The following is a 20,878-nucleotide window of genomic DNA, read 5'->3' on the forward strand; positions in this document are numbered from 1 at the left end:
AGATCAACTGATCGGGTCAGGCCGCCACCCATACGGATGCGAGACTTATCTTCTCTGATAAATGTTTATCAAACACAATATTTGGCCAGAGATCGTGATGATGCATGCCACGGAAGGCGCGGATCGCGGCGCCGAACGGATGATCTCAGCGACTCCCGGAACATTCACCCTGCCAGGTCAATACAGATGTCGATCTAGGAATGACGGCCGTACGCCGGCCCGTCCCGAGGGCGGGACATGCTGACGATGGTGGTCGGCAGCGGCTACCTCGGCGGCCGTATCGGCGCCCGGATGACCGCGCTCGGCGGCCGGGCGGTGCTCTGCTCCCGGCGGCGGCCGGCCACCCGCTCCCCGGCCGGCACCGAATGGCGGGAGCTGGACGTCCGCGACCCCCGGTCGTGCGCGAACGCGGTCCGTAGCGTCGGGCCGGACGCCGTGGTGGTCGTGCACGGGCCCTCCGACATCACCTGGTGTGAGCGGCACGCCGAGGAGACGATGGCGGTGCACGGCACCGGGGCCGCGAACCTCGCGGCGGCCGCCGCCGGGCTGCCCATCCTGCTGGTCTCGACGGACAACGTCTTCGCCGGATCCCGGCACAGCTACGGCGAGTCCGACGAGGTCGCACCGGCCAACGCGTACGGCCGGGCGAAACTGGCGGGCGAGCGGACCCTGCTCGAGACCGGCACGGCGCTGGTGCTGCGGGTCAGCCTCGTCTACGGCTGGGATCCCGACGGGCACCGGCCCAACTACTTCACCACCTGCGTGCGCGGGCTGCGCGACGGGCGGCCGGTCGACGCACCCGTCGACCACTGGAACACCCCCGTTCTGGTGGACGACGTCGCCGCCTGGTCCGGCGCGCTGCTGCGAGCCGGGCGGACGGGCGTGCTCCACCTGGGCGGGCCCGACCGCCTGTCCCGGCACGAGTGGGCCGGCCGCATCGCCAAGGGACTCGGGCTGGGCGACGGTCCCCTCCGCGCCGTCTCCAAGGCGGGCACGGCCTACGCCTGCCGCCCCGACAACGCCTGCCTGCACAGCGAGCGGGCGGGGAGTCTCCCCGAACTCGACGGACTGCGCCCGGTGGACGTCGACGAGGGCACCCGCCGCCTGGCGACCGCGGCACTTCCGGCCGCCCCCCGATCTTTGGAGGATCGACAGTGAGCAAGCGCGTCTTCCTCGCCAGCAAGCGCGCCGTGGTCAGCTACGCGCCCGAGCCGGATACGGGACAGCTGCGCGCGTGGCTGGCCCCCGGCGGCACCGGCAACGTGGTCGCCGAGCAGGCCGGATACCTGGACGTGGCGTGGATCGTCAGCGCGGACAGCGACGACGACCACCGCGCGGCCCTGGAGAATCCGGACGGCATGCGGATCGAGCTGCCCTCGGGGCGCGGAGTGCGGCTCCACCAGCTGCGCCACGACCGCGAGACGTTCCGCGTCGTGCAGAACTTCCTGACCGCCGAGCTCATGTGGGCCGGGAACAACTACGGCTGGGACCGCTGGACACAGCCGTCCTTCGGTGCGGAGACCCGTGCGGCGTGGGAGCGGTTCGGTGAGTTCACCGAGGACTTCGCCGCCGAGATGCTGCGGCGCTCCGAGGGCGAGCCCGACCCGGTCTTCCTGGTGCACGACTACCAGCTCGTCTGCGTGCCGGCGCGGTTGCGGGCCCAACGGCCCAACGCGCCGATCCTGCTGTTCGTGCACATCCCCTGGCCGTCGGCGGACTACTGGCGCATCCTGCCGCGCGCGATCCGTACGGGCGTGATCGAGGGCATGCTCGCCGCCGACACGATCGGATTCTTCGCCGCCCGCTGGACCACGAACTTCCTGGCGTGCGTGGCCGACCTGCTGCCCGGCGCCGAGGTCGACGTCGTGGCCGGCACGGTACGGCGCGACGGCCACGTGACGCGGGTGCGCACCCAGCCGCTCGGCTACAGCCCCGAGACGCTGCACCGCCGCGACGCACGGCTGCCCGAGGGCATCGCCGAGTGGGCCGGCGACCGGCCGCTCGTGGTGCACTCCGGGCGTACCGACCCGATCAAGAACGGGGAGCGTGCCGTACGGGCCTTCGTCCTCGCGGTCCAGGGCGACGAACGGCTGCGCGAGGCCCGGATGCTGGTGCGGATGAACCCCAACCGGCTCTACGTCGAGGCCAACGCGGCCTACCGGCGCCGGGTCGAGTCGGCGGTCGCCGAGGCCAACGCCGAACTGGGGCCGGACACCGTGCGCACGCACTGCGACAACGAGGTCGGGCACACGTTCGGCTGTTTCGAACGCGCCGACCTGCTGGTGTTCAACTCCACGGTGGACGGCCAGAATCTCAGCGTCTTCGAGGCACCGCTGGTGAACGAGCGCGGCGCAGACGTGGTGCTGTCGGAGATGGCAGGCGCGGCCGAGATCCTCGGCCCGGTGTGCCGTACGGTCAACCCCTACGACCTCCTCGAACAGGCCGAGGCGATCGCCGCCGGGCTGCTGGCCGCCCCTGCGGAGCGCGCCGAGTCGGCCCGCGCACGGCGCGAGGCCGCGCGGCCGTGGACGCTGGAGTCCTGGGTCACCGCGCAGCTCGCGAGCCTGGAAGTGGGCTGATGGAGGCGACGGACGCACGGGCCTTCGCGTACTACGAGCTCGGCGACGCGGAGCTGGTGCACGGCGAGGGGGTGCGGGTCTGGGACACCGAGGGCCGGGAGTACCTCGATTGCGTGTCCGGCACGTTCAACCTCGTGCTCGGCCACAACCACCCCGCCGTGATCGGGGCGGTCCGCGACCAGCTCGACGACCTGGTGTTCGCCAGCTCCTCGTTCCGCACGACGGCCACGGACCGGGTGATGGAGTTGCTCGTCGAGATGAGCCCGCCCGCACTCACACGGGTGAACCTGCGCAGCTCGGGCGGCTCGACCGCCAACGAGGGCGCCATCAAGATCGCCCAGTGGCTCACGGGCAAGCGGGACGTCATCGTGCCCTTCCGCGGTCATGTCGGCCAGAGCATCGCCGCCACCAGCTACAACGGCACGTCCCGCATGCGCGAGCCGTTCCCGTACCACCTGCCCGGCGCCGTGCACGTGCCCGAGCCGTACTGCTTCCGCTGCTTCTACCGGCAGACCCCGGACACGTGCGGGATGTGGTGCGTCGACCGCATCGAGGACTTCATCGCCTACGCCAGCTCCGGCAGCGTGGCGGCCATGATCATCGAACCGATCAGCGGCGTGGGCGGCAACGTCGTGCCGCCCCCGGGCTACCTCCAGCGGCTCAAGGAGTTCTGCGAGGAGCGCGAGATCATCCTGATCTTCGACGAGAACCAGACCGGGCTGGGCCGTACCGGCCGGCTGTTCGCCGCCGACCACTTCGGCGTGACGCCGCACGTCATGACGCTGTCCAAGGGGCTGACCGGGAGCGGTTTCCCGCTCGCGGCGATCCTCACCGAGGAGCGGCTGGTCGGCATGCCGCGCTCGATGCACGGCTTCACCTACGGCGGCCACACCCTGTCGGCGGCGGCCGCGGTCGCGACGCTCAATGAGGTACGCCGTCCGGAGTTCCTCGCCGGGGTGCGCGCGACCGGCGACGTGCTGCTGCGGCGGCTGCGCGCGCTGCGGGCCGGCTTCCCGTGCGTGGGCGACGTACGCGGTGTCGGGCTGATGCTGGGGGTCGAGCTGGTCGAGCCGGACGGCTCCCGCTCGAACCGGCTGGCGACCGCACTCAACAACGCCCTTGCGGGTCTGCGGGTGCTCACCCGGGTGTCCGAGCACGGTCAGGGCAACGTGATCGAGCTGCGCCCGCCGCTGGTCCTGTCCATCGAGGACGCGAACCTGGTCGCGGACCGGTTCGGCGAGGCGCTGGAGACGCTTTGACCCCGGAGACGCGGGAGGCGGCGGCGATGTGCGTCGAGCTGACGCCGGCGGGGCCGCGGCTGTCCCACGCACCGCCCCGGCGCCCGGACACCTCCGACGCCGTACTGGTGTCGCCGTCGCTGGTGGGGATCTGCCGCTCGGACCTGAAGGAGATCGGGGGACGGCGGCCGGGGCCCAGCCAGTTCGGTCACGAGCTGGTCGGCGTGGTGACGAGGAGTTCGACGCCGATGCTGCCGGCCGGCTCGCGCGTCTGCCTCGACCCGAACGTGCCGCTGCGCCGTGGCACCGGTTTCGCCCGCCGCATGTGGGCGGGCGGCGAGGCCGGCGCGCTGGTCCGCGCCCTGCCACCGGCCCCGGACGGGATCGGCGAGCGGCGCCTGGTCTTCGCCGAACCCCTCGCGTGCGCCGCGCACTGCCTGACCATGACCCGGCGGCACCGGGGCTCACCGGACCTGCGCGGCGTCTCGGTGTGCGTGCTGGGTGCCGGGATCGCGGGCGTGCTGATCGCCCGGCTGGCCGAGACGGCCGGCGCCCGCGCACTCATCGTGAACCGCGACACCGACCGCCTGGACTTCCTCGCCGCCCGGCGCCTGCTGCCGGGATCCGGCGGCGCACGGCTGTCGTCGGCGCCCGGCGGCCACGACGTCGTGGTCGTGGCGACCAGCTTCGTGCTGCCGCCGCTGCTCGAACGCGCGCTGAGCCTCGTACGCCGCGACGGGCTGGTCATGCTGTACGGCGGGACCGCGGCCGGGGACCGGCTGCCCGGCCTCGACTGCGACCTGGACCGGGTACGGCGGGCCGAGCAGGTGAGGTCCACCTCGTGGCGGGACTCACCGGTGCTGGTCGGCGGCAGTTACGGGACCACGCGCGATGACTTCGAACACGCGCTGCGCACCCTGTCCGGCGCGCCGGACGGACTGGGCGTCGAGCGGCTGATCACCGAGGAGGTGTCGCTGCCCGAACTGCCCGCCACCCTGCACCGCCTGACGACCGAGCGCTCCTTCGGGAAGGTGCTGATGCGCCCTTAGCCATCGGGCCGAGCCTGGAGCCGATGAGTCAGCGGCCGGTGAACTCGCGGACCAGGCCGAAGACGGCTTGGGGTTCCTCGACGTGGGAGAAGGAGCCGCTCCTCTCCAGGAACTCCAGCCGGATCTGCGGTGCGTACTCGGTGAACTGCCGCTGCAGTGCCGGATACAGCGCCCGGTCGTAGCGGCCGGCGAGCACCATGACCGGGACGGTGATCTCCTTCAGCCGTGGCCGGAAGTCGGGAATTCGCGCGACCTGACCGCCGATGATGAAATCGACATCGGCCCCGGCGAACAGCGGGTACAGCTCGAGATTGCGTGCGCCCGGCTCGCTCGCCAGCAGCCGCGCGTTGTCGGGGTTGTAGAAGCGCACCAGCCGCGCGGCGACCGCGAACTCCGTGGCCATCTCCGGGTCTGTGGCCTTCAGGCCCTGGGAGCGCAGAGTGGTGATCCTGTCCCACACCTGCGGGTGCTGCCTGGCCAGCTCGGCGTTGATGTTGGCGTGGTTGGCCTGCCACATCTCCGGGCCGTGCAGGCTGTTGGCGATGGTCAGCGACAGCAGCGACTCCGGGTGGTCCAGGGCGAGCGCCTGGCCGAGGAGCCCACCGTAGGAGAACCCGTAGACGTGCACCGGTCCCAGTCCCAGCTCGTCGATGAGTGCCGCGATGTCCGCCACGTCCTCGGCGAAGGTGATGTCGGCGAGGTCGGCGGGATGTTCCGAGCGTCCCCGCCCGTGCAGGTCGACGTAGATCAGCCGGTGGGTGCCGGCGAGCCCGGTGAAGAACGGATGGAAAATCACATGGGACCCGGCCGGGCCGAGCCCGGCGAGCAGCAACAGCGGGCTCCCGTCTCCCTCGGTCTCCACCCACAGCCGGTGCCCTCGTACGTCGTAGTGACGGCCGGGCGGGTGGCCGACCTGCGTGGCGTTCTCCTGGGACATTCGTCCTGCCTTTCTTTTGGTGGGGGGATCACGTGCTCACCGTCGACCGTCACCTTGCGGACGGCCAGGTAGGCCATGAGGGCGGCGGCGACCGCGGTGCCGGCAAGCGCGAGGGCGACCGTGGCGAATCCGGTGACCGCGGCGGACCGGCCCGGTCCGGGTGCCATGGCCAGGTAGGCCGTGCCGAACACGGCCACCCCGATCACCCCGCCGATCCGCGACGTCGTGTTGAACAGCCCGCTGATGTCCGCGGCATGGCGGGAGGACGCGACGCCGGTGAGGTGGTCGAGTGTGCCGCTGAACGTGGCGCCCAGTCCGAACCCGCCGAGCCCCAGGAAGGTCATCAGCACGGCACCGGCGGTCCTCCCGGAGAGCAGGCCGGCCGCGATGCCCGCGAAGGCGACGGCCATGATGGCCGCTCCGGCGGGTGCGGCCAGGCGTTTACGTGATCCGGACAGCCGGCCGAGGATCGGGCCGGCCACGCCGAAGGCCGCGACCCAGAACACCAGCGCCAGACCCGAGTACGCCGCGCTGGCGCCGAGTCCCCGCTGCAGGTAAAGGGCGAGGACGAACAGGATCGCGAAGTAGGCGGCGGTGGCCACCGCCTGGGAGCTCAGGGCCCAGAAGATCGCCGGCCTCGCCAGCAGGTGCAGGTCGACCATCGGGTGACCACCTCGTGCGGTCGACCGCCGCTGCACCAGCACGAAAGCCGCGAACGCGAGGGGGCTCGCGGCAAGGCTCGCCCACGTCCACCCTGGCCAGCCGAGATCACGCCCGAGGATGAGCGGCAGCACGAGCAGCAGGATCGCGGCGGACAGGGCGATGACACCGCCCAGGTCAAGACGTCGCGACCGGCGCATCGGGTCGGCGGGCAGCGCCCGCCGGCCGACGGCGAGAAGCAGGACACCCAGCGGCACGTTGATCAGAAACACCGGCCGCCACGTCGCACCGAACAGGTTCGCCGAGACCAGCACGCCGCCGAGGATCTGCCCCGCCACGGCGCTGCCGGACAGCACCGCCGCGTACAGCCCGAGGGCCCGCCCACGTGCCCCGCCGTCGAAGCCGAGCTGGATGCTGGTCAGGACCTGCGCGACCATCAGCGCCGCCGCACCGCCCTGGATGATTCGCGCCAGCACGAGCACGACCGCGCTCGGCGCGAGACCGCAGACCAGCGAGCTCAGCGTGAACACTCCCATGCCGAGCAGGAACACCCGCCGGTAGCCGCACATCTCGCCGAGCCGGGCGCTGATGATCAGCAGCATGGCGTAGGCGAGGGTGTAACCGGAGACGACGAGTTCGAGCGCACTGCCGGAGGCGTGCAGACCGGCCCCGATCGAGGGAGCGGCGACGTTGGCGATGGCCGTGTCCACGTTGCCCAGGCACATCCCGCCGAGCAGCGCGGCCAGTGACCAGTACGGCCGCGGTCGTGGTGAAGGCATGAGCCGTCGAACTCCCGATGAATGGATGGCCCTGATTCCCGGTGGGCGGGCAGGAAGTCAGCCAACTCGATGCGCCGGACCGGCGCTGGCGAGTTCTCGCCATCACGTTGCACACGTCAGGACCTGCGGGACAGTCGGTCCGAGTCCCGGGAGACGGCCCGTTTCTTCAGCGGACCAGGCGCAGGACCGCCGCGAGCCCGCGGGGCATGCGGACGTTCCGGTCGCTGGGCAGGAGGTAGACCGGGAGTCCGGCGCGTACCGCCGCGCCGTCCTTGACCGGGTCGTCGCCCACGTAGAGCACCTGCCCGGGGTCGGTGCCCAGCCGCTCGCAGGCGAGGGCGAACAGGGCCGGGTCGGGCTTGGCCAGGCCGTGCTCGCACGAGAGCACGACGGAGTGCAGCGACTCCAGCACCCCCACGCGGTCGAAGGCCGGGCGGATGTCCCAGCCGATGTTGCTGAGCACGCCGAGGCGTACGCCCCTGTCGCGCAGTGTCGTCAGGACCGGCACGGTGTCGGGGTACGGATGCCAGGCGCCGGGGTCGGTCAGGCATTCGTAGAGGGCCTCGGTCAGGTCGGGGCCGAACGGCCCGGCCTCGGCGATCAGCGTGGTCCAGGTCGAACGGTGCGCCTCACGTGACAGGTCGCAGCCTTCGCGCGCCTTGAGGCCCTCGGGCGAGTCGACGTGGCGCAGGGTCCGCCGGATGATGCCGGCGGCCTCGCGTTCGCCGAGTGGTACGTGGTGACGCTCGGCCGCGGCGACCAGCGCCGGCGGGTCGAGCACCCCGGTGTCGTCGAACAGCGTCCCGGAGAAGTCGAACAGGACCGCTTCTACGCGTGCGTCAGCCGGTTCGTCCACGGCCGACAGCATAGATCCCTCGGTCTCCGGTTCGACTGACCAGACGGAACAAGCCGAACCTTTGGCCGAGGCGTAAACGGCTTTGTCCGGGGTATCTTGAGGGATTCGAGTTTTATCGAATGGCCTTTTTTCGGGTCGACCGAACTGGTTTGAAAGGTTCACTCAAAACGGTCTATATTGTCACTATGAGTGCCTCACCGGATGACGGTCTGCCATCAGCCCCGCCTATCGCCACCTCCACCGAACCCAAAGCCAAGCCGCCCGGCTCGATCACCGCATCGTTCTGGCTGTACATCATCAGTGCCCTGGTCGGGATCGTCGGCGGCATCCTCGTGTTCTCCGACAAGCAGCGGGTCATCGACGCCGTGCACAAGTCCAATCCCAAGCTCACGGACACCCAGCTCCACAATACGGCGAACGTCGCGGTCGCGATCGCACTGGGCTTCTCCGTCGTCGCCTTCCTGCTTTATCTGCTGTTCGCGGCCAAACTGCGGGCCGGCCGCAACTGGGCACGCATCGTGCTGACGGTCCTGGTCATTCTCAACGCGCTTTCCCTGGTGACCAACAAGGGCACGCTGGGAGTGGAGTACGTGGGAACGGCTCTCCTGGTCATCGCCACCGTCCTCGCCTACCTGCCCGCGTCCAACGCCTACATCAAGGCGACCAGGGCGCGCACCTGACAGCCGCCCGGAGAAGCGGCCCCGGCACGGGAGACCAGGCATCACTTGACGCCGCTCACGCGCCGGGCCGCCTTCGGTCCCGCCGCCGCCGCTGCGGCGGCTCGGCTCAGCCGGCCGTGATGGTGGTACCGGCGTTGATCACGGGTCCCATGGCCGTACCGGAGAAGTAGTACGGATAGACCGGCTCCGGAAGGCTGACCTCCTCGATGCGTTCCGCCATCCCGGCGGGGATCTCGAAGTCGAGGGCGCGGAGGTCGTCGTCGAGCTGCGCCAGGCGTGTCACGCTGATCAGCGTCGAAACGACGCCGGGCCGCCGGGCCACCCAGTTGAGGGCCACTTGTGCCGGAGTACGGCCGAGTTCGCGTGCGCACTCGCGCAGGACCGCCACGATGGCCTCGTTCCGTTCGGTGAGCAGCTTGGATATCGCCGGGTTGCCGGTGGCGTCCAGCGCGTCGAGGGTGCCGTCGGCCGCCATCCGGGTCAGGCGTCCATCGCCCTGGAGCTCTCCCTGTTGTCCCCGGGTGTACTTCCCGGCCAGCAGCCCGTTCGCCAGTGGTGACCACGGGACGATGCCGATGCCCAGGTCGAGGGCGGCCGGGACGTGCTCGCGCTCGATGGCACGTTCGGCGACGGAGTACTCCAGTTGCAGGGCGGCGACCGGCTCCCAGTGGCGGGAACGGGCGATCATCTGAGCCTTGGCGGCGTACCAGGCGGGGACGTTGCTCAGCCCGATGGCGCGGACCTTGCCGCTGCGCACCAGCGCGTCGAGCGTCGACATGACCTCCTCGACGGGCGTCATCGCGTCCCACATGTGCAGCCAGTACAGGTCGACGTAGTCGGTCTGGAGACGCCGCAGAGAGGTGTCGAGCGAGGCCAGGATGTTCTTGCGGCCGTTGCCCCCGGAGTTGGGGTCTCCGGGCCGTGTGGCGACGGCGAACTTGGTCGCGACCACGAGGCCTTCCCGCACCCCGGTCTCCTTGATGAACGTTCCCAGCATCTCCTCGCTGCGGCCGCCCGCGTAGTTGATCGCGGTGTCGACGAAGTTGCCGCCCGCCTCCACGTAGCGGACGAAGACGGAGCGTGCGGTGTCCTCGCCCGTGTGCCAGCCGCCCTCACCGAACGTCAGGGCGCCCAGCGCGATCGGTGAGACCCGCAGTCCCGTACTCCCGAGCAACCGATAGTGCGTTGTCATGGCGCCACCTTGCGGTCTGGAGCGCGCTCCAGGTCAAATCCGGGCCTTGACCTGGAGCCCACTCCAGGTGTGATGCTCGGCGCATGGACTTCTACTCGCCCGGCGAGGTCGCCGAGCGGACGGGTTTCAGCCTGGACACGCTCCGGTACTACGAGCGGATCGGCCTGCTCCACGAGATCGACCGCACACCGGGCGGGCAGCGCCGCTTCACGGAACACGACGTGCTGTGGCTGCTGATGTTCCGCTGCCTGCGTGAGTCCGGCATGCCGATCGCACAGATGCTCCGCTTCGCCGAACTGGCCCGCGGCAGCGACGACACCGTGCCCGAACGCCTCGCCCTGCTCGAAGCACACGACCAGAGAATCGAGGAGCGGATCGCCGGGCTCCGCGCACACCAGAGACAGATCCGGCGCAAGATCCTCATCTACCGGACGAAGCCCCGCCCGCCCGGGCGGCCCAGCGCGGAACCGGGAAAGAACCTCCGTCCGACGGGTGATGCCCGGGGCTAGGCGTGGGCGGTGGCTCGGTGGCGGTCGCAGCGGCGGCGGCCGGCCTCGTCGCCGATGCGGGCCCACAGCTCGCCCGCGGCCTGCCACTCGCGGAGGGCGGCCTGGGTCCTCTGCTGCCGGGCCAGTACGACGCCGATCATCTCGCGTGCGTGGGCCTGTCCGCTGATCTCGCCGATGTCCTCGGCCAGGTCGAGGGCCTGGATGAAATGGCGGTACGCGCGTTCGAGACTCTCCGCGCGGTGCTTCTCCGGCTCGGACGGCTCGACGCCGTACGCGCCCTCGCCCTCACGTGTGGCCACGACGCCCAGGTTGATCTCGTCCCCGATGCGGCCGCGCGCGTCGCCGGGCGGGCGGGCCGCGATGCACCGCTCGATGTCGTCGCGGGCGGCGGGCAGATCGTCGCGGTGGAGGCTCTGCAACGCCGCCTCGGTGTGCCACTGCGGCAGGCCACGCGGGGGCATGAGGGCCGTCGCCTGGTGCAGGTGACCGGCGGCCGTGTCCGCGTCGCCGCGCGTACGTGCCATGGCGGCCAGCCGGAGGTGGCCGACGGATGCGGCGGGTTCGGTCTCCAGCTCGACGAGTGTCCGTGCGACGGCCTCGCGCTCGGGATTACGCCCCTCCTGGGCGTACCAGACCTCCAGCGCGTCGGCGATCGCGACGATCTCGTCCGTCGGATCGTCCTCGCGGGTGAGCCGCTTCAGCACGGCGTCGGAGGCGGCGAACCAGGTACGCGCCTCCGCGTAGCGTTCGGTGCCGAGCCGGTCGGCGTGTTCGGCGGCCAGCTCCGCGTAGTAGGTGAACAGCCGGCGCCGCGCACGCGCCCGGCTCCGGCGGCCGGTGTCCAGGCCCAGTGCCCCGGCCTGTTCGGACAGCCGTACGCCGCCCGGGCCGCGGTGCACCAGGGTGCGCGCGGCGAGGTCGGACAGGCACGCGTCGGCACGCGCGACCGGCCACCCGGCCAGGGCCGCGAGCGCGGTGACCTCGTAGGCGGCGTACGGCACGATCGTCATCAGCGCGAGCAGCCGGCGCCCCTCCTTCGGCACCCCGGCCAGCAGCGACCGGAACACGTCGCGGAACCGGTCCGACAGCTCCGATGGCGCGCTCTGCCGCAGGAGGCCGAGGAGTTCGGAGACCGGCAGGTCCGGATTCGCGTCGAAGACCCGGCCCGCCTCCTTCACGACGCGCGGGAGCAGCAGGTAGTTACGCGCCAGCTCGGCGGCCGGGCCGGGCTCGGCGGCGACCCGCTCCTCGATCGTGTTGGGCGGCGGCGGCCGGCGGTGCGGCCGGCGCAGCCGTCGCCATCGCCGCCGGAACCCCGGCACCGGCACCAGTCCGTACGGATTGCAGAACAGCTCGAGCCCCTCGCCGGGTGTCAGGCCGCCGACGGACGCCTCGGCGACGCCGCGCAGGTCGTCCGGTCCCAGGTCACCGGCGACGATGACGTACGCCTTGGAGATCGGGCGTGCGAGCCACCGCACCTGCCCGGGGTCGGTGACGTTGTCGATGAGCAGCGCCTCGCCGCTGTTGTGCAGCCGGTTGGCGATGAGGTCGGCGGAGCCGTCGCCGGCGTGCGCCACCGGCAGGCCGAGCGTGCGCAGCACGCTGAGCCGTATCTCCCGCTCGTCCTGGCCGAACGCGTCGACCCAGTGCCGCTGCCCCGGCGCGGGCACCAGGCTCAGCAGTGCCTCGATCGCGACCGCCGAGGTGCCGATGCCGCGCGGGCCGCGCACCAGCACGCACCGGTGCGCCCTCGCCTTGCGCACCGTCTCGTCGATGGCGTCCTCGCGGCCGACCAGCGGGCTGCGATCGGTGAGGCTGCGCCGTTCGACGATCTCCGGCATCGGAGGCTCGCGGTGTGCGAGCGCCCACATGGCCACGGCCCCTGCGGTGCAGAGCACCGTGAACGTCCAGGACACGCGCTGACCCAGCGCGCCGATCTGGTTGGCGGTCACGTCCAGGACGAACGCCGTCGCGCCACCGGCGAGGGCGACGCTGCCGGTGAGGCGGGACCCGATCCGCAGGGGCCGCCGCGCTCCGCTCCCGCCGATCATTCCGCCTCCCCGGTACGGCGGACGCGTGCCGGTCGCCGGGTCTCCGCGGGGGGCACCCGGCGTACGCCGGAGGTGAAGCCCCGCACCAGCCAGTTGCCGGTGGCGATGACGAGGCCCAGCGGGATGATCGTCGCGACGATCGCGCCGGCGGCCATCACGCTCTCCGACGTGACGAACTGCCGCGCCTGGTCGGACAGCACGAAGGTGACCTGGCCGGCCTCCGGGCCACCCAGCAGCAGCCCGACCACGTAGTCGTTCCACACGAGGACGAACTCCAGCACCGCCACGGTGACCAGCGCGGGGAGGCTTTCGCGCACGACCGCGAACAGCGGCGACCCCGGCTCGGCGTCGTAGCGGCGGGCGTGCACGACCTCGCGCGGCACCGACGCGAACGCCGCGCGCAACAGCAGCACCGCGAGCGGTACGCCGAACGCCGTGTGCACCACCGTCAGCGCGGTCGGCGCGCCCAGGAGATGCATCCGGTCGAACACCCTGCCCAGCTCGACGATCACGGTCTGCGGCGGCACCACCGCCACCACCGTGGTGACCGCGATCAGCGCGCGGTTCGCCCCGCGCGGCAGCCCGCCCCAGGCCAGCGCGTACGCCGCCGGCACCGCGACGACCAGCAGCAACACAGCCGCGAACACCGAACGCGCGCCGGTGTTGACCAGCGCCGCGGTCAGCTCCCCGCCCTCGAACGCCCGCCGGTAGGACTCGAACCCGAACCCGCGCGACCACCAGCCGCCGGCCGCGGCGGCGCGCGGTGTGTGCAGGGACGTCATCAGCAGGACGAACAGCGGCAGCACCCAGACGGCGCCGGCCACCACCACGGCGACCCGGCCGAGCCTGCGCTTGCGCGGCGGCGCCGGCGGCTCCGAGCGCGTCGGCCACTCGCGGCTCAGCCCCCACAGGCCGGCCAGCGCCGCGATGGCGGCGATCGCGAACTGCATCACGGTCAGCGCCGCGGACTCACCGGCCCCCAGGTCTTCGCGGAACCGCCACCAGTGCAGCCCGATCACGTCGACCTCGGCCTGGTCCGAGCCGGGCGCGGCGATCAGGATCAGGTCGAAGACGCGGGCGGCGGCCACCAGCACGATGATCAGGACCAGCGCGCCGGCCGGGAACAGCGCCGGGCCGATGACGGTGCGCAGCCTCCGTCGGCGGCTCACCCCGAACGCCGTCGCCATCCGCACGAGGCCGGCCGGGATCGCGTTCAGGCCGCTGCGGAAGACCACGACCGCGAGCCCCGCCCACTGCCAGGCGAACGCCAGGCCGAGCACCAGCCAGATCCCCGTCGGGCCGAGCAGGAAGTCACCGGGCTGCGCGATCAGCCGGAACGCCAGCCCGGTCACCAGTGCCGACACGGCGATCGGCGCGGCGAGCACGCCGACCCTGCGGTGCGCCCCGACCGTCCACGCCATCAGCAGGCCGAAGACACAGACCACCGGGGCCAGGACCAGCCAGAACAGGCTGTTGCGCAGCGCGTGCCGCACCTGCCCGTCGCGGAGCACCTCGGCGTAGTTGCCCAGCCCGCCGTGCAGGCTGTCGACCACCGCCCATGTCAGCGGGAGGACCAGCACCGCCCCGACGAGCAGTCCGGCGGGCGTCAGGTACAGGAGGGGCCGCCACGGCCGGGGCCGGTGCCCGCGTACCGGCGCGCGCGTGTCCTCACGTGGGATCAGTCCCGCATCGTTCACGACGCCCCCCGTGAGGCAATGTCGAGTGCGGTGACCGCGCGGCCTACGGCGGCGGTGACGGCGGACGGGTGCCCGGCGACCGCGGTGAAGAACTCCTGGAAGATCCTCCACGTGCCGCGCCCGTCACTGCCCGCGAGCCTGCCGCCGAGCTGGTCGGACAGGTCGAACGTGACGCCCCCGGCCGTCTCCTCACGGAGCTGCGCCGCCAGCGGCCCCAGGTCGCGCGGGTAGTCGTTCACGCTCGGGTCCAGCGAGAGCAGCCCGCCCGTCGACGCCCAGGGCCGTACGGCCTCCGGGGAGGCGAGCCAGTCGACGAGGGCGCGCCCGGCCGCGCTGGCGGGCCGCAGCAGCACGGCGGCATCGCCCCCCGTGAGCAGTGGCGGGCGCTCGCCGCGCCGGCTCGGGAAACGGAACCAGCGGGCGGGTGCGGAGCCGTTCTGCCGGATGATCGGGTAGTAGAAGTCGGCGCCGGGCACCATCACGGCCGAGCCGTGCTCGAACACGTCGACCAGGGCCTCGTCGAACTGGGTCAGCAGCGCCCGCCGTGACCCGCCCGCGAACACCCCCGGGATGCTCCACATCTCGCCGATCCGTGCCAGTGCGGCCGCCACGCTGGGGTGCCGCCACAGCGCGGCCCCGCTCGCCAGCCGCCCGTACGTCCCCGGGTCGATGCTGAGCAGCGCGTTCTCGAACCAGTCGGTGAGCACCCAGCCGTCGGCGGCGCCGAGCGCCAGCGGCGGCCGCCCGCGGCCCGCCAGGTCCCGGCAGATCGCCACCCAGTCGTCCCAGTCCCTCGGCTCGCGTAAGAGCAGGTCGGGCCGGTACCAGACGATCGACTTGTGCGCGACCTTGAACCACGAGCCGTAGACGCGGCCGTCGAAGGTGAGCAGCCGCGTCCAGCCGGCCGGGACGCCCGGCGGGGCCTCCTGCGGCACGAGCCTCCGCCGGGCGGCGGCCACCAGTTGCGGCCGCTGCACGAGCGCGACGTCGGGTACGGCGGTCCTGGCCACCCGGTTGCCGACCAGCGCACCGACGTCGTTGCCGGCCGAGAGCAGGCTGACCTTCCACGGGCCACGCCGCGAGAACGCGCTCAGCACGTCGTGGAACCGCGTCAGCTCCCAGCCGTTCCAGACCGCCACGACCCGCAGGTCGTCGCGCCCGGCGCCGCAGCCGGCGTCGGCGAGCGTGAACAGCGCGAGCGTCGCCAGCGCCTCCCTACGACGCATGGGACGCCTCCCTCTGCCCCGCTGAGACCAGCCGGACTCCGCCGAGCGCGACGCCGCGCGCCTCCGAGTCGGTGATCACCAGCACCGCGGCGTGCCCGCGGGCCTCGGCGACCGCCGTACGGCAGGGCACGTGGCCGTCGCGGTCCTCGAAGACGACCGCGGCGGGTTCGGTGGACAGCGCGCGGGCCAGCGCAACCTGGAGGCGCTGCACCGGGGAGAGCTCGTGCGGGCGGAACCGGCCGATGCCCTCCAGCCGCAGCCGCCGCATCCACCGGGGCGCGTCGCCGCCGGCGTACTCGACGTTGCGCTCGACCGTGAGGTGCGGCAGCAGCCCGCCACCGGCCGGGACCAGCGCGATGCCGCGCCGTCCGGGCGGCAGGCCCGTCACGTCACGGTCGCCGGCGCGGACCGTGCCGTCCTCGGCCGGCGCGAGGCCGAGCAGCACGTCGGCCAGTGACGCGGCGGCTCGCCGGTGGGTGAGGACGACCGCGACGTCCCCGGACTCGACGGTCAGGTCCAGAACGAATAACGCACCCGCGACCTTCCAGCCAAGACCGTCCAGTCTCAGGCTCGCCACGTCTCTCCCTCGGCTGCGGGGGCGGCTCCGGGGCGGTCGCTCCGTGTTCGGGACACGGGGCGTGAAAGGCCCGTGCTCATTCGTAAAAGGGCTTCTCACCCTATCCCGCGGCCTCGCTCATTTGCCGGGCACGCGGCCCTGCCAGCGCATATCCGCGTGGCCGTGACCGGCCATTCCGCGCTCAGCCGCCGGGACGTCGCATGGTGCGGCGGTACGCGGACGGGGTCGTGGCGTAGTGGTCGTTGAAGGCCTGCCGCAGGGTCTCCTCGGTGCCGAACCCGCACCGTCGTGCGATCGCGCCGAGCGGCAGCCGGGTGGAGGTCAGCAGGTGGGCGGCGGTCTCGGTCCGTACCGCGCGCACGTGCCTGGCCGGCGTGGTCCCGAGGTGGGTACGGAACAGCCGGGTGAGGTGCCGCGGGCTGACTCCGGCGACGCGGGCGAGCGCGGCGGCGTCCAGGCGGGTGCCGAGGTGGGCGGTGACGTGGTCGCAGACCGCGCGTACGGTCCGGTGGTCCGGCGTGGGCGCGGCGATGTGCACGCTGACCTGTGCCTGGTTGCCGGGCCGCTGCAGATAGGTGACCAGGGTCCGCGCGACACGGCGCGCGAGAGCGGGTCCGTGGTCGTCCTCGACGAGTGCGAGCGCGAGGTCGAGCGCGCTGGTGACGCCGGCCGAGGTGTGCACGTTGCCGTCCGCGACGAACAGCGGGGCCGGGTCCACGGTCACGGCCGGATATGCCGCGGACAGCTCCTCGGCCCACATCCAGTGCGTGGTGACCCGGCGGCCGTCGAGCAGGCCCGCGGCGGCGAGCAGGGTCGCGCCGGTGCACACCGAGGCGATCCGGCGGCTCTGCCCGGCGAGCCTGCGCAGGTGGGTGAGCAGGCGCGCGTCCTCGGCGGCGCGCCGGTGCCCGAGGCCGCCGGAGACGATGACGGTGTCCAGCGGCCCCGCGACGCGCTCGACGGCGCCGGCGGCGAGCGTGATGCCGCTCGTGGTGACGATGGGGCGGCCGCCGAGTGAGGTGAGCTCCACCCGGTACGGCGGGTCCGCGCCCCAGCGCGTGGCGCTGTCGAACACGTCGGCCGGGCAGGCGATGTCCAGAAGCTCGGCGTCGGCGAACCCGACGACCACCACACGGCGCATCAGGGTCTCCCGTGTCCTGGAGGACAGGCTTCCCAGGATTCCGGACGCGTCCGGCGTCGTCCACCCACGGCCGGGCGAAGCTGGCGGCATGACGGACAAGAAGACCATCGCGTTCGTGCTCTACCCGGGCCTCACCGCCCTGGACTTCGTCGGCCCGCTACAGGTGCTGGCCGTGCTGGAGTCCTTCGGCCTGCCCTATGAGGCGGTGACGGTGGCCGCCGGCCGTGACGCGTTCCGTGCCGACTCATCGGTGTGGTTCACCGCGTCGCACACCTTCGCGGAGGTCACCGAACCGTACGGGCTGATCGTCCCCGGCGGCGGGGGCCCGACGTTCACCGCGATGACCGACGAGACACTGCTCGGGTACGTGCGCGACGCCGCCCGTACGGCGGCGGTCGTCGGGTCGGTCTGCACGGGGTCGCTGATCCTGGGGGCCGCGGGGCTGCTGACCGGCAGGCGGGCGACGACCCATTGGGCGGCGATGCCGATGCTGGCCGCGTTCGGCGCGGAACCCGTCACGCGCCGGTGGGTCAGGGACGGACCCGTCCTGACCGCGGCGGGCGTGTCCGCGGGCATCGACATGGCGCTGCACCTGGTCGGCGAGCTGGCCGGGGAGGATGCCGCGCGGCAGGTCCAGCTCGCCATCGAGTACGACCCGCGGCCGCCCTTCGGCCCCATCGACTGGGACACCACGGACCGTGCGCTCGTGGAGGCGTGGATGACCCAGGAGGCGACGGCCGCCCTGGAGGCCCATCCGGACCTGCGGTCCCGTCTGCTCACGGGTGGACGAGCGCCTCGGTGACCACCTTGGCGGCCTCCGCCGGGCCGAACGTCGGCGGCCTGGGGCGCGGCTCGGGGGTGCCCAGCCGTACCACGACCGTCCCGGACCCGGGGTCGACCTGGACGAGCTGGTTGCCGAGGCCAAGGGCCCAGAACATGTTCTGCGGAGCGCCGTGGACGAGCGGTCCCTTGACCGTCGTGGGATGACCGGCCGCGCCGAGGTCGGTCGCCGAGAGCGGCCCGGCTACGGTGCCGGGGCGGTTCAGCCACCACAGATACCCGTACGCCGCGTTGAGCCGGGTCGAGGAGTGCCCGGTCGCCTGCTCGACCCAGCCCGCGGACACGATCCGCCGACCGTTCCACGTGCCGTGGTCGAGCATCAGCGAACCCAGGCGGGCCATGTCGCGGCAGGTCGACCGCACACCCATGAACATCTGCGCGTTGCCGGCGCGGTCCGTGGTCATCGCGGTCCGCGCCATTCCCAGCGGCTCGAACAGGCGTTCTCGCGCGTACTCGGCGACGTCCTGGCCGGTCGCCTTCTGGAGCACGCGCTGGAGTGTCTGGACCGCGGAGTTGTTGTAGGCCCAGACCTGCCCCGGTGGACGCTGCTGCTTCAGCCCGACCGCGAACGCCGTACGGTCCCTGGCGCGCAGGAGTTGTGCGTAGTCGACGCGTACGCTCCATTCGCGGCCCGAGTCCATGCTGAGCAGGTCGCGGACCGTCACCGCCTGGGCCGGCGTCCCCTTCCATTCGGGGATCCATTTCGAGGCGCTGTCGCCGACGTGCAGGACTCCGTCGTCCTGGGCGATGCCGACCAGAACACTCGTGACGGACTTCGTGGCCGAGTAGATGTTCTGGGTGGAGTCCGGGCCGGTCCCGCGGAAATACCATTCGCGGGCCAGTTTCCCGTTCCGTACGACGGCGAGGCAGTTCGACTTGCCCTTCCCGGCCTGGGCGGCGATCGCGTCGAGTCTTTTAACGTCCAGGCCGGCCGCGGCGGGTGACACGCTCGGCCATTCCGGCCCTCCGGTGGGCCGCGCGTCGTGACCGGCCCGGCCGCCGCCGCGTACGCACGCGGCGGTGAGCAGGAGTGCGCAGCAGATACCGACGATGCGTTCATGGCCCATGGGGCGATCCTGGCGAGTCACGATCTCCCATGTAAGTAGGGATCCCCCTACAAACCGGCGCAGTACGGTGACGCAATGGTCGACCGCGAAGGGACGCTGATTCCGGACCTGCCCGGTACGGGCCGCTGGTTCAGGGTGGCGGCGCTGGGGCGCGCCGCGGGCCTGGCGTGGCTCCGGGGCGACGCCGCCGGCTGCCGTGCGGCGCTCGACCGTCAGCAGAGTCTGGCCGGCGGTCATCCGCCGTCGGAGGTCACCGCCTTCACGTCGTCCGCCCTCCTCACGGCGGCCTCGGGAAACCCGGGCCCGGCACGCCACCACCTGGCGGAGGCCGGGTCACGGTTGCACGCGGCGGGGATCGCCGCGCTGGCTCCCCAGTGGGAACAGGCCGCGCTCGTGTGCGACTGGGTGGCCGGAGACCGGAGCGCGGCCCAGGCCCGTACGGCACGGCTGGAGGCGATGCCGCCGCCGGTGCCGGCCGCCGTCACGCTCAGCCTCAGGGTCGAACTGCTGCGCGGGACCGGACGGACCGACGCCGCGCGGCTGGTCGCCGTCCGTCTCACCGCCGCCGCCCCGAAGGCGCTGGCCGCCTGGGCGCTGGCCGGGCTGGACGCCGAACCCGCCGTGGCCCTGGCCCGGCTGCGGACCGCGACCGACGCGGCATGGCGGGACGGCCACCAGGGCCTGATCCCGCTGCTGCTGCACCGGATGGCCAGGATCGCCGTCGACGCGGGCGAGCCGGAGACCGCGGCCGAGGCGCACGCGGGGTTCGCACGGCTGGAGGACCAGGGCCCGCTGGCGCGTGTCCTCGCCGGGCTGACCGAGGCCCGCGCCACCGGGTCCGTCGAGCCCGCGCGTCTCGCCCACCGCCTGGCCGGGTCGGCGGGACTGTCCGCGCTGGCCGCCGACGCGCTGGACCTCCGTGACCGTCTCGGCGGCGTCGCCGCTCCGCCACCGGCCGGCGCGGGAGAACGGCGGGCGCCCGCCCTCACTCCACGGGAGCGCGAACTCGCCGGGCTCGTCCGTACCGGCCGCACCAACCGCCAGATCGCCGAGGTCATGCACCTCAGCGTGAAGTCGGTGGAGGCCTACCTGACTCGCGTGTACGCCAAGACGGGCTGCGCGACGCGTCTGGAGCTCGCCCTCGCCGTGTCCGAGGGACGCGTCGAGTAACCGCCTACGTCACGGAGCGCACGGCGGGAGCCGCCGTGGACACTACGGCCGTCGCCACGCCGGCGCCGATGATGATGCGAATCATCCGGCACCGGAGGGAACCAGCATGATCAGCCAGCACCTCACGTCGTCCACCGTCCGCCGGGTCACCGGCACCGGACTGGTGCTCGCGGCCGCGAGCATTCCGGTCCAGATCGCCGGTGGCGTGAACTATCCCGTCGTGCCGCCCGGACTGGTGATCCTGGCGGCAGCGGCGGCACTGGTCCTGTTCGCGCCCTGGCGGTGGACCCTCATCCCGGCCGCGCTGGCGACGTTGTTCATCGGCATCGGCGGCACCGTCGCCCCGAACTTCCGGCACCAGCTCGGCACCCCGGGTGACACCGTGGCGTTCACCGGCAGCGTCGTACAGGCGATCGGTCTCGTCATCGCGCTGGTCTTCCTCGTACCCGTGCTCATCGAGGCGTTCCGCGGCACCGCCGGGAGGGCACCCGCCTCCCCGGCCGGGCAGCGGAATCCGTAGCCTGATGCCGGCCGTACGGTCGCCGGATCGGCGGCACATAGACCGGATTATTGACATTTCTCCTAATGTTCCACTGCGCGCTCTACCCAAGTAAACCGCGACCTCTAAGT

19 protein-coding genes are annotated in these 20,878 nt (G+C 72.4%); 9 read left to right on the forward strand and 10 right to left on the reverse strand.

Going from position 1 to position 20,878, the window contains the following annotated elements:
- Window positions 1–237: 237 nt before the first annotated feature.
- From FB559_RS37975 to FB559_RS37990, 4 genes are read left to right on the forward strand one after another with little or no spacing between them, the layout of a single operon-like run.
- Window positions 238–1,158, forward strand: coding sequence for an SDR family oxidoreductase (locus tag FB559_RS37975; protein WP_141962448.1), 921 nt, complete (start codon window positions 238–240; stop codon window positions 1,156–1,158).
- A complete protein-coding gene (locus FB559_RS37980; protein WP_141962449.1) occupies window positions 1,155–2,579 on the forward strand; it encodes a trehalose-6-phosphate synthase in 1,425 nt (474 codons plus the stop codon). The genes FB559_RS37975 and FB559_RS37980 overlap by 4 nt, the downstream gene beginning before the upstream one ends.
- Window positions 2,579–3,838 (forward strand): aspartate aminotransferase family protein, encoded by a 1,260-nt coding sequence (locus FB559_RS37985; protein ID WP_141962450.1) that lies wholly within the window; start codon window positions 2,579–2,581, stop codon window positions 3,836–3,838. The genes FB559_RS37980 and FB559_RS37985 overlap by 1 nt, the downstream gene beginning before the upstream one ends.
- Window positions 3,835–4,866 (forward strand): alcohol dehydrogenase catalytic domain-containing protein, encoded by a 1,032-nt coding sequence (locus FB559_RS37990; protein WP_141962451.1) that lies wholly within the window; start codon window positions 3,835–3,837, stop codon window positions 4,864–4,866. Before FB559_RS37985 ends, FB559_RS37990 begins: the two co-directional genes overlap by 4 nt.
- Before the next feature lie 28 nt (window positions 4,867–4,894).
- Here FB559_RS37990 and FB559_RS37995 read toward each other — a convergent pair whose 3' ends face one another.
- The 3 genes from FB559_RS37995 to FB559_RS38005 form a co-directional block, all read right to left on the reverse strand.
- Complete coding sequence (locus FB559_RS37995) at window positions 4,895–5,728, reverse strand: alpha/beta fold hydrolase (RefSeq protein WP_221640633.1); 834 nt, start codon at window positions 5,726–5,728, stop codon at window positions 4,895–4,897.
- Window positions 5,659–7,242, reverse strand: a complete 1,584-nt coding sequence (locus FB559_RS38000) for an MFS transporter (RefSeq protein ID WP_141962452.1) — start codon at window positions 7,240–7,242, stop codon at window positions 5,659–5,661. Before FB559_RS38000 ends, FB559_RS37995 begins: the two co-directional genes overlap by 70 nt.
- Window positions 7,243–7,408: 166 nt before the next feature.
- Window positions 7,409–8,098, reverse strand: coding sequence for an HAD family hydrolase (locus FB559_RS38005; RefSeq protein ID WP_185792665.1), 690 nt, complete (start codon window positions 8,096–8,098; stop codon window positions 7,409–7,411).
- A 185-nt stretch (window positions 8,099–8,283) separates the two neighbouring features.
- On the opposite strand from FB559_RS38005, the gene FB559_RS38010 reads away from it, so the two are divergent.
- Window positions 8,284–8,778 (forward strand): hypothetical protein, encoded by a 495-nt coding sequence (locus FB559_RS38010; protein WP_141962454.1) that lies wholly within the window; start codon window positions 8,284–8,286, stop codon window positions 8,776–8,778.
- Window positions 8,779–8,884: 106 nt separating this feature from the next.
- Here FB559_RS38010 and FB559_RS38015 read toward each other — a convergent pair whose 3' ends face one another.
- Complete coding sequence (locus tag FB559_RS38015) at window positions 8,885–9,970, reverse strand: aldo/keto reductase (RefSeq protein ID WP_141962455.1); 1,086 nt, start codon at window positions 9,968–9,970, stop codon at window positions 8,885–8,887.
- An 83-nt stretch (window positions 9,971–10,053) separates the two neighbouring features.
- Here FB559_RS38015 and FB559_RS38020 point away from each other — a divergent pair, with 83 nt between their 5' ends.
- The gene (locus FB559_RS38020) at window positions 10,054–10,479 is read left to right on the forward strand and encodes a MerR family transcriptional regulator (protein ID WP_141962456.1); all 426 of its coding nucleotides are present in this window, start codon (window positions 10,054–10,056) and stop codon (window positions 10,477–10,479) included.
- Here the strand turns inward: FB559_RS38020 and FB559_RS38025 are convergent.
- From FB559_RS38025 to FB559_RS38045, 5 genes are all read right to left on the reverse strand, one after another.
- On the reverse strand, window positions 10,476–12,530 hold the full coding sequence (locus FB559_RS38025; protein ID WP_141962457.1) for a hypothetical protein: 2,055 nt from the start codon (window positions 12,528–12,530) through the stop codon (window positions 10,476–10,478). The genes FB559_RS38020 and FB559_RS38025 overlap by 4 nt on opposite strands.
- Window positions 12,527–14,227 (reverse strand): ABC transporter permease, encoded by a 1,701-nt coding sequence (locus FB559_RS38030; protein ID WP_185792666.1) that lies wholly within the window; start codon window positions 14,225–14,227, stop codon window positions 12,527–12,529. Before FB559_RS38030 ends, FB559_RS38025 begins: the two co-directional genes overlap by 4 nt.
- Window positions 14,224–15,453, reverse strand: coding sequence for an ABC transporter substrate-binding protein (locus FB559_RS38035; RefSeq protein ID WP_141962459.1), 1,230 nt, complete (start codon window positions 15,451–15,453; stop codon window positions 14,224–14,226). Before FB559_RS38035 ends, FB559_RS38030 begins: the two co-directional genes overlap by 4 nt.
- The gene (locus FB559_RS38040) at window positions 15,443–16,030 is read right to left on the reverse strand and encodes an ATP-binding cassette domain-containing protein (protein WP_141962460.1); all 588 of its coding nucleotides are present in this window, start codon (window positions 16,028–16,030) and stop codon (window positions 15,443–15,445) included. Before FB559_RS38040 ends, FB559_RS38035 begins: the two co-directional genes overlap by 11 nt.
- Before the next feature lie 181 nt (window positions 16,031–16,211).
- Window positions 16,212–17,171 (reverse strand): GlxA family transcriptional regulator, encoded by a 960-nt coding sequence (locus FB559_RS38045; RefSeq protein ID WP_141962461.1) that lies wholly within the window; start codon window positions 17,169–17,171, stop codon window positions 16,212–16,214.
- Between the two features lie 88 nt (window positions 17,172–17,259).
- Between FB559_RS38045 and FB559_RS38050 the strand changes: the two genes are divergently transcribed.
- Window positions 17,260–17,973, forward strand: a complete 714-nt coding sequence (locus tag FB559_RS38050) for a DJ-1/PfpI family protein (protein WP_141962462.1) — start codon at window positions 17,260–17,262, stop codon at window positions 17,971–17,973.
- Here the strand turns inward: FB559_RS38050 and FB559_RS38055 are convergent.
- A complete protein-coding gene (locus FB559_RS38055; RefSeq protein WP_141962463.1) occupies window positions 17,948–19,078 on the reverse strand; it encodes a serine hydrolase domain-containing protein in 1,131 nt (376 codons plus the stop codon). The two genes, FB559_RS38050 and FB559_RS38055, sit on opposite strands and share 26 nt — an antisense overlap.
- A gap of 75 nt (window positions 19,079–19,153) precedes the next feature.
- Here FB559_RS38055 and FB559_RS38060 point away from each other — a divergent pair, with 75 nt between their 5' ends.
- Window positions 19,154–20,248 (forward strand): helix-turn-helix domain-containing protein, encoded by a 1,095-nt coding sequence (locus FB559_RS38060; RefSeq protein WP_141962464.1) that lies wholly within the window; start codon window positions 19,154–19,156, stop codon window positions 20,246–20,248.
- Window positions 20,249–20,354: 106 nt separating this feature from the next.
- Complete coding sequence (locus tag FB559_RS38065; protein ID WP_141962465.1) at window positions 20,355–20,768, forward strand: hypothetical protein; 414 nt, start codon at window positions 20,355–20,357, stop codon at window positions 20,766–20,768.
- Window positions 20,769–20,878: the final 110 nt, after the last annotated feature.

The organism is Actinoallomurus bryophytorum (genome assembly GCF_006716425.1).
Taxonomy (GTDB): Bacteria; Actinomycetota; Actinomycetes; order Streptosporangiales; family Streptosporangiaceae; genus Actinoallomurus; species Actinoallomurus bryophytorum.

Excerpts from the sequence above, each read along its gene's own strand:
- FB559_RS37985 (WP_141962450.1), top strand. The coding sequence starts at position 2,579 with ATGGAGGCGACGGACGCACGGGCCTTCGCGTACTACGAGCTCGGCGAC.
- FB559_RS38060 (WP_141962464.1), top strand. The coding sequence starts at position 19,154 with ATGGTCGACCGCGAAGGGACGCTGATTCCGGACCTGCCCGGTACGGGC.
- FB559_RS38020 (WP_141962456.1), top strand. The coding sequence starts at position 10,054 with ATGGACTTCTACTCGCCCGGCGAGGTCGCCGAGCGGACGGGTTTCAGC.
- FB559_RS38025 (WP_141962457.1), bottom strand. The coding sequence starts at position 12,530 with ATGATCGGCGGGAGCGGAGCGCGGCGGCCCCTGCGGATCGGGTCCCGC.
- FB559_RS38055 (WP_141962463.1), bottom strand. The coding sequence starts at position 19,078 with ATGGGCCATGAACGCATCGTCGGTATCTGCTGCGCACTCCTGCTCACC.
- FB559_RS38050 (WP_141962462.1), top strand. The coding sequence starts at position 17,260 with ATGACGGACAAGAAGACCATCGCGTTCGTGCTCTACCCGGGCCTCACC.
- FB559_RS38015 (WP_141962455.1), bottom strand. The coding sequence starts at position 9,970 with ATGACAACGCACTATCGGTTGCTCGGGAGTACGGGACTGCGGGTCTCA.
- FB559_RS37975 (WP_141962448.1), top strand. The coding sequence starts at position 238 with ATGCTGACGATGGTGGTCGGCAGCGGCTACCTCGGCGGCCGTATCGGC.
- FB559_RS38045 (WP_141962461.1), bottom strand. The coding sequence starts at position 17,171 with ATGCGCCGTGTGGTGGTCGTCGGGTTCGCCGACGCCGAGCTTCTGGAC.
- FB559_RS38000 (WP_141962452.1), bottom strand. The coding sequence starts at position 7,242 with ATGCCTTCACCACGACCGCGGCCGTACTGGTCACTGGCCGCGCTGCTC.
- FB559_RS38035 (WP_141962459.1), bottom strand. The coding sequence starts at position 15,453 with ATGCGTCGTAGGGAGGCGCTGGCGACGCTCGCGCTGTTCACGCTCGCC.
- FB559_RS38010 (WP_141962454.1), top strand. The coding sequence starts at position 8,284 with ATGAGTGCCTCACCGGATGACGGTCTGCCATCAGCCCCGCCTATCGCC.
- FB559_RS38065 (WP_141962465.1), top strand. The coding sequence starts at position 20,355 with ATGATCAGCCAGCACCTCACGTCGTCCACCGTCCGCCGGGTCACCGGC.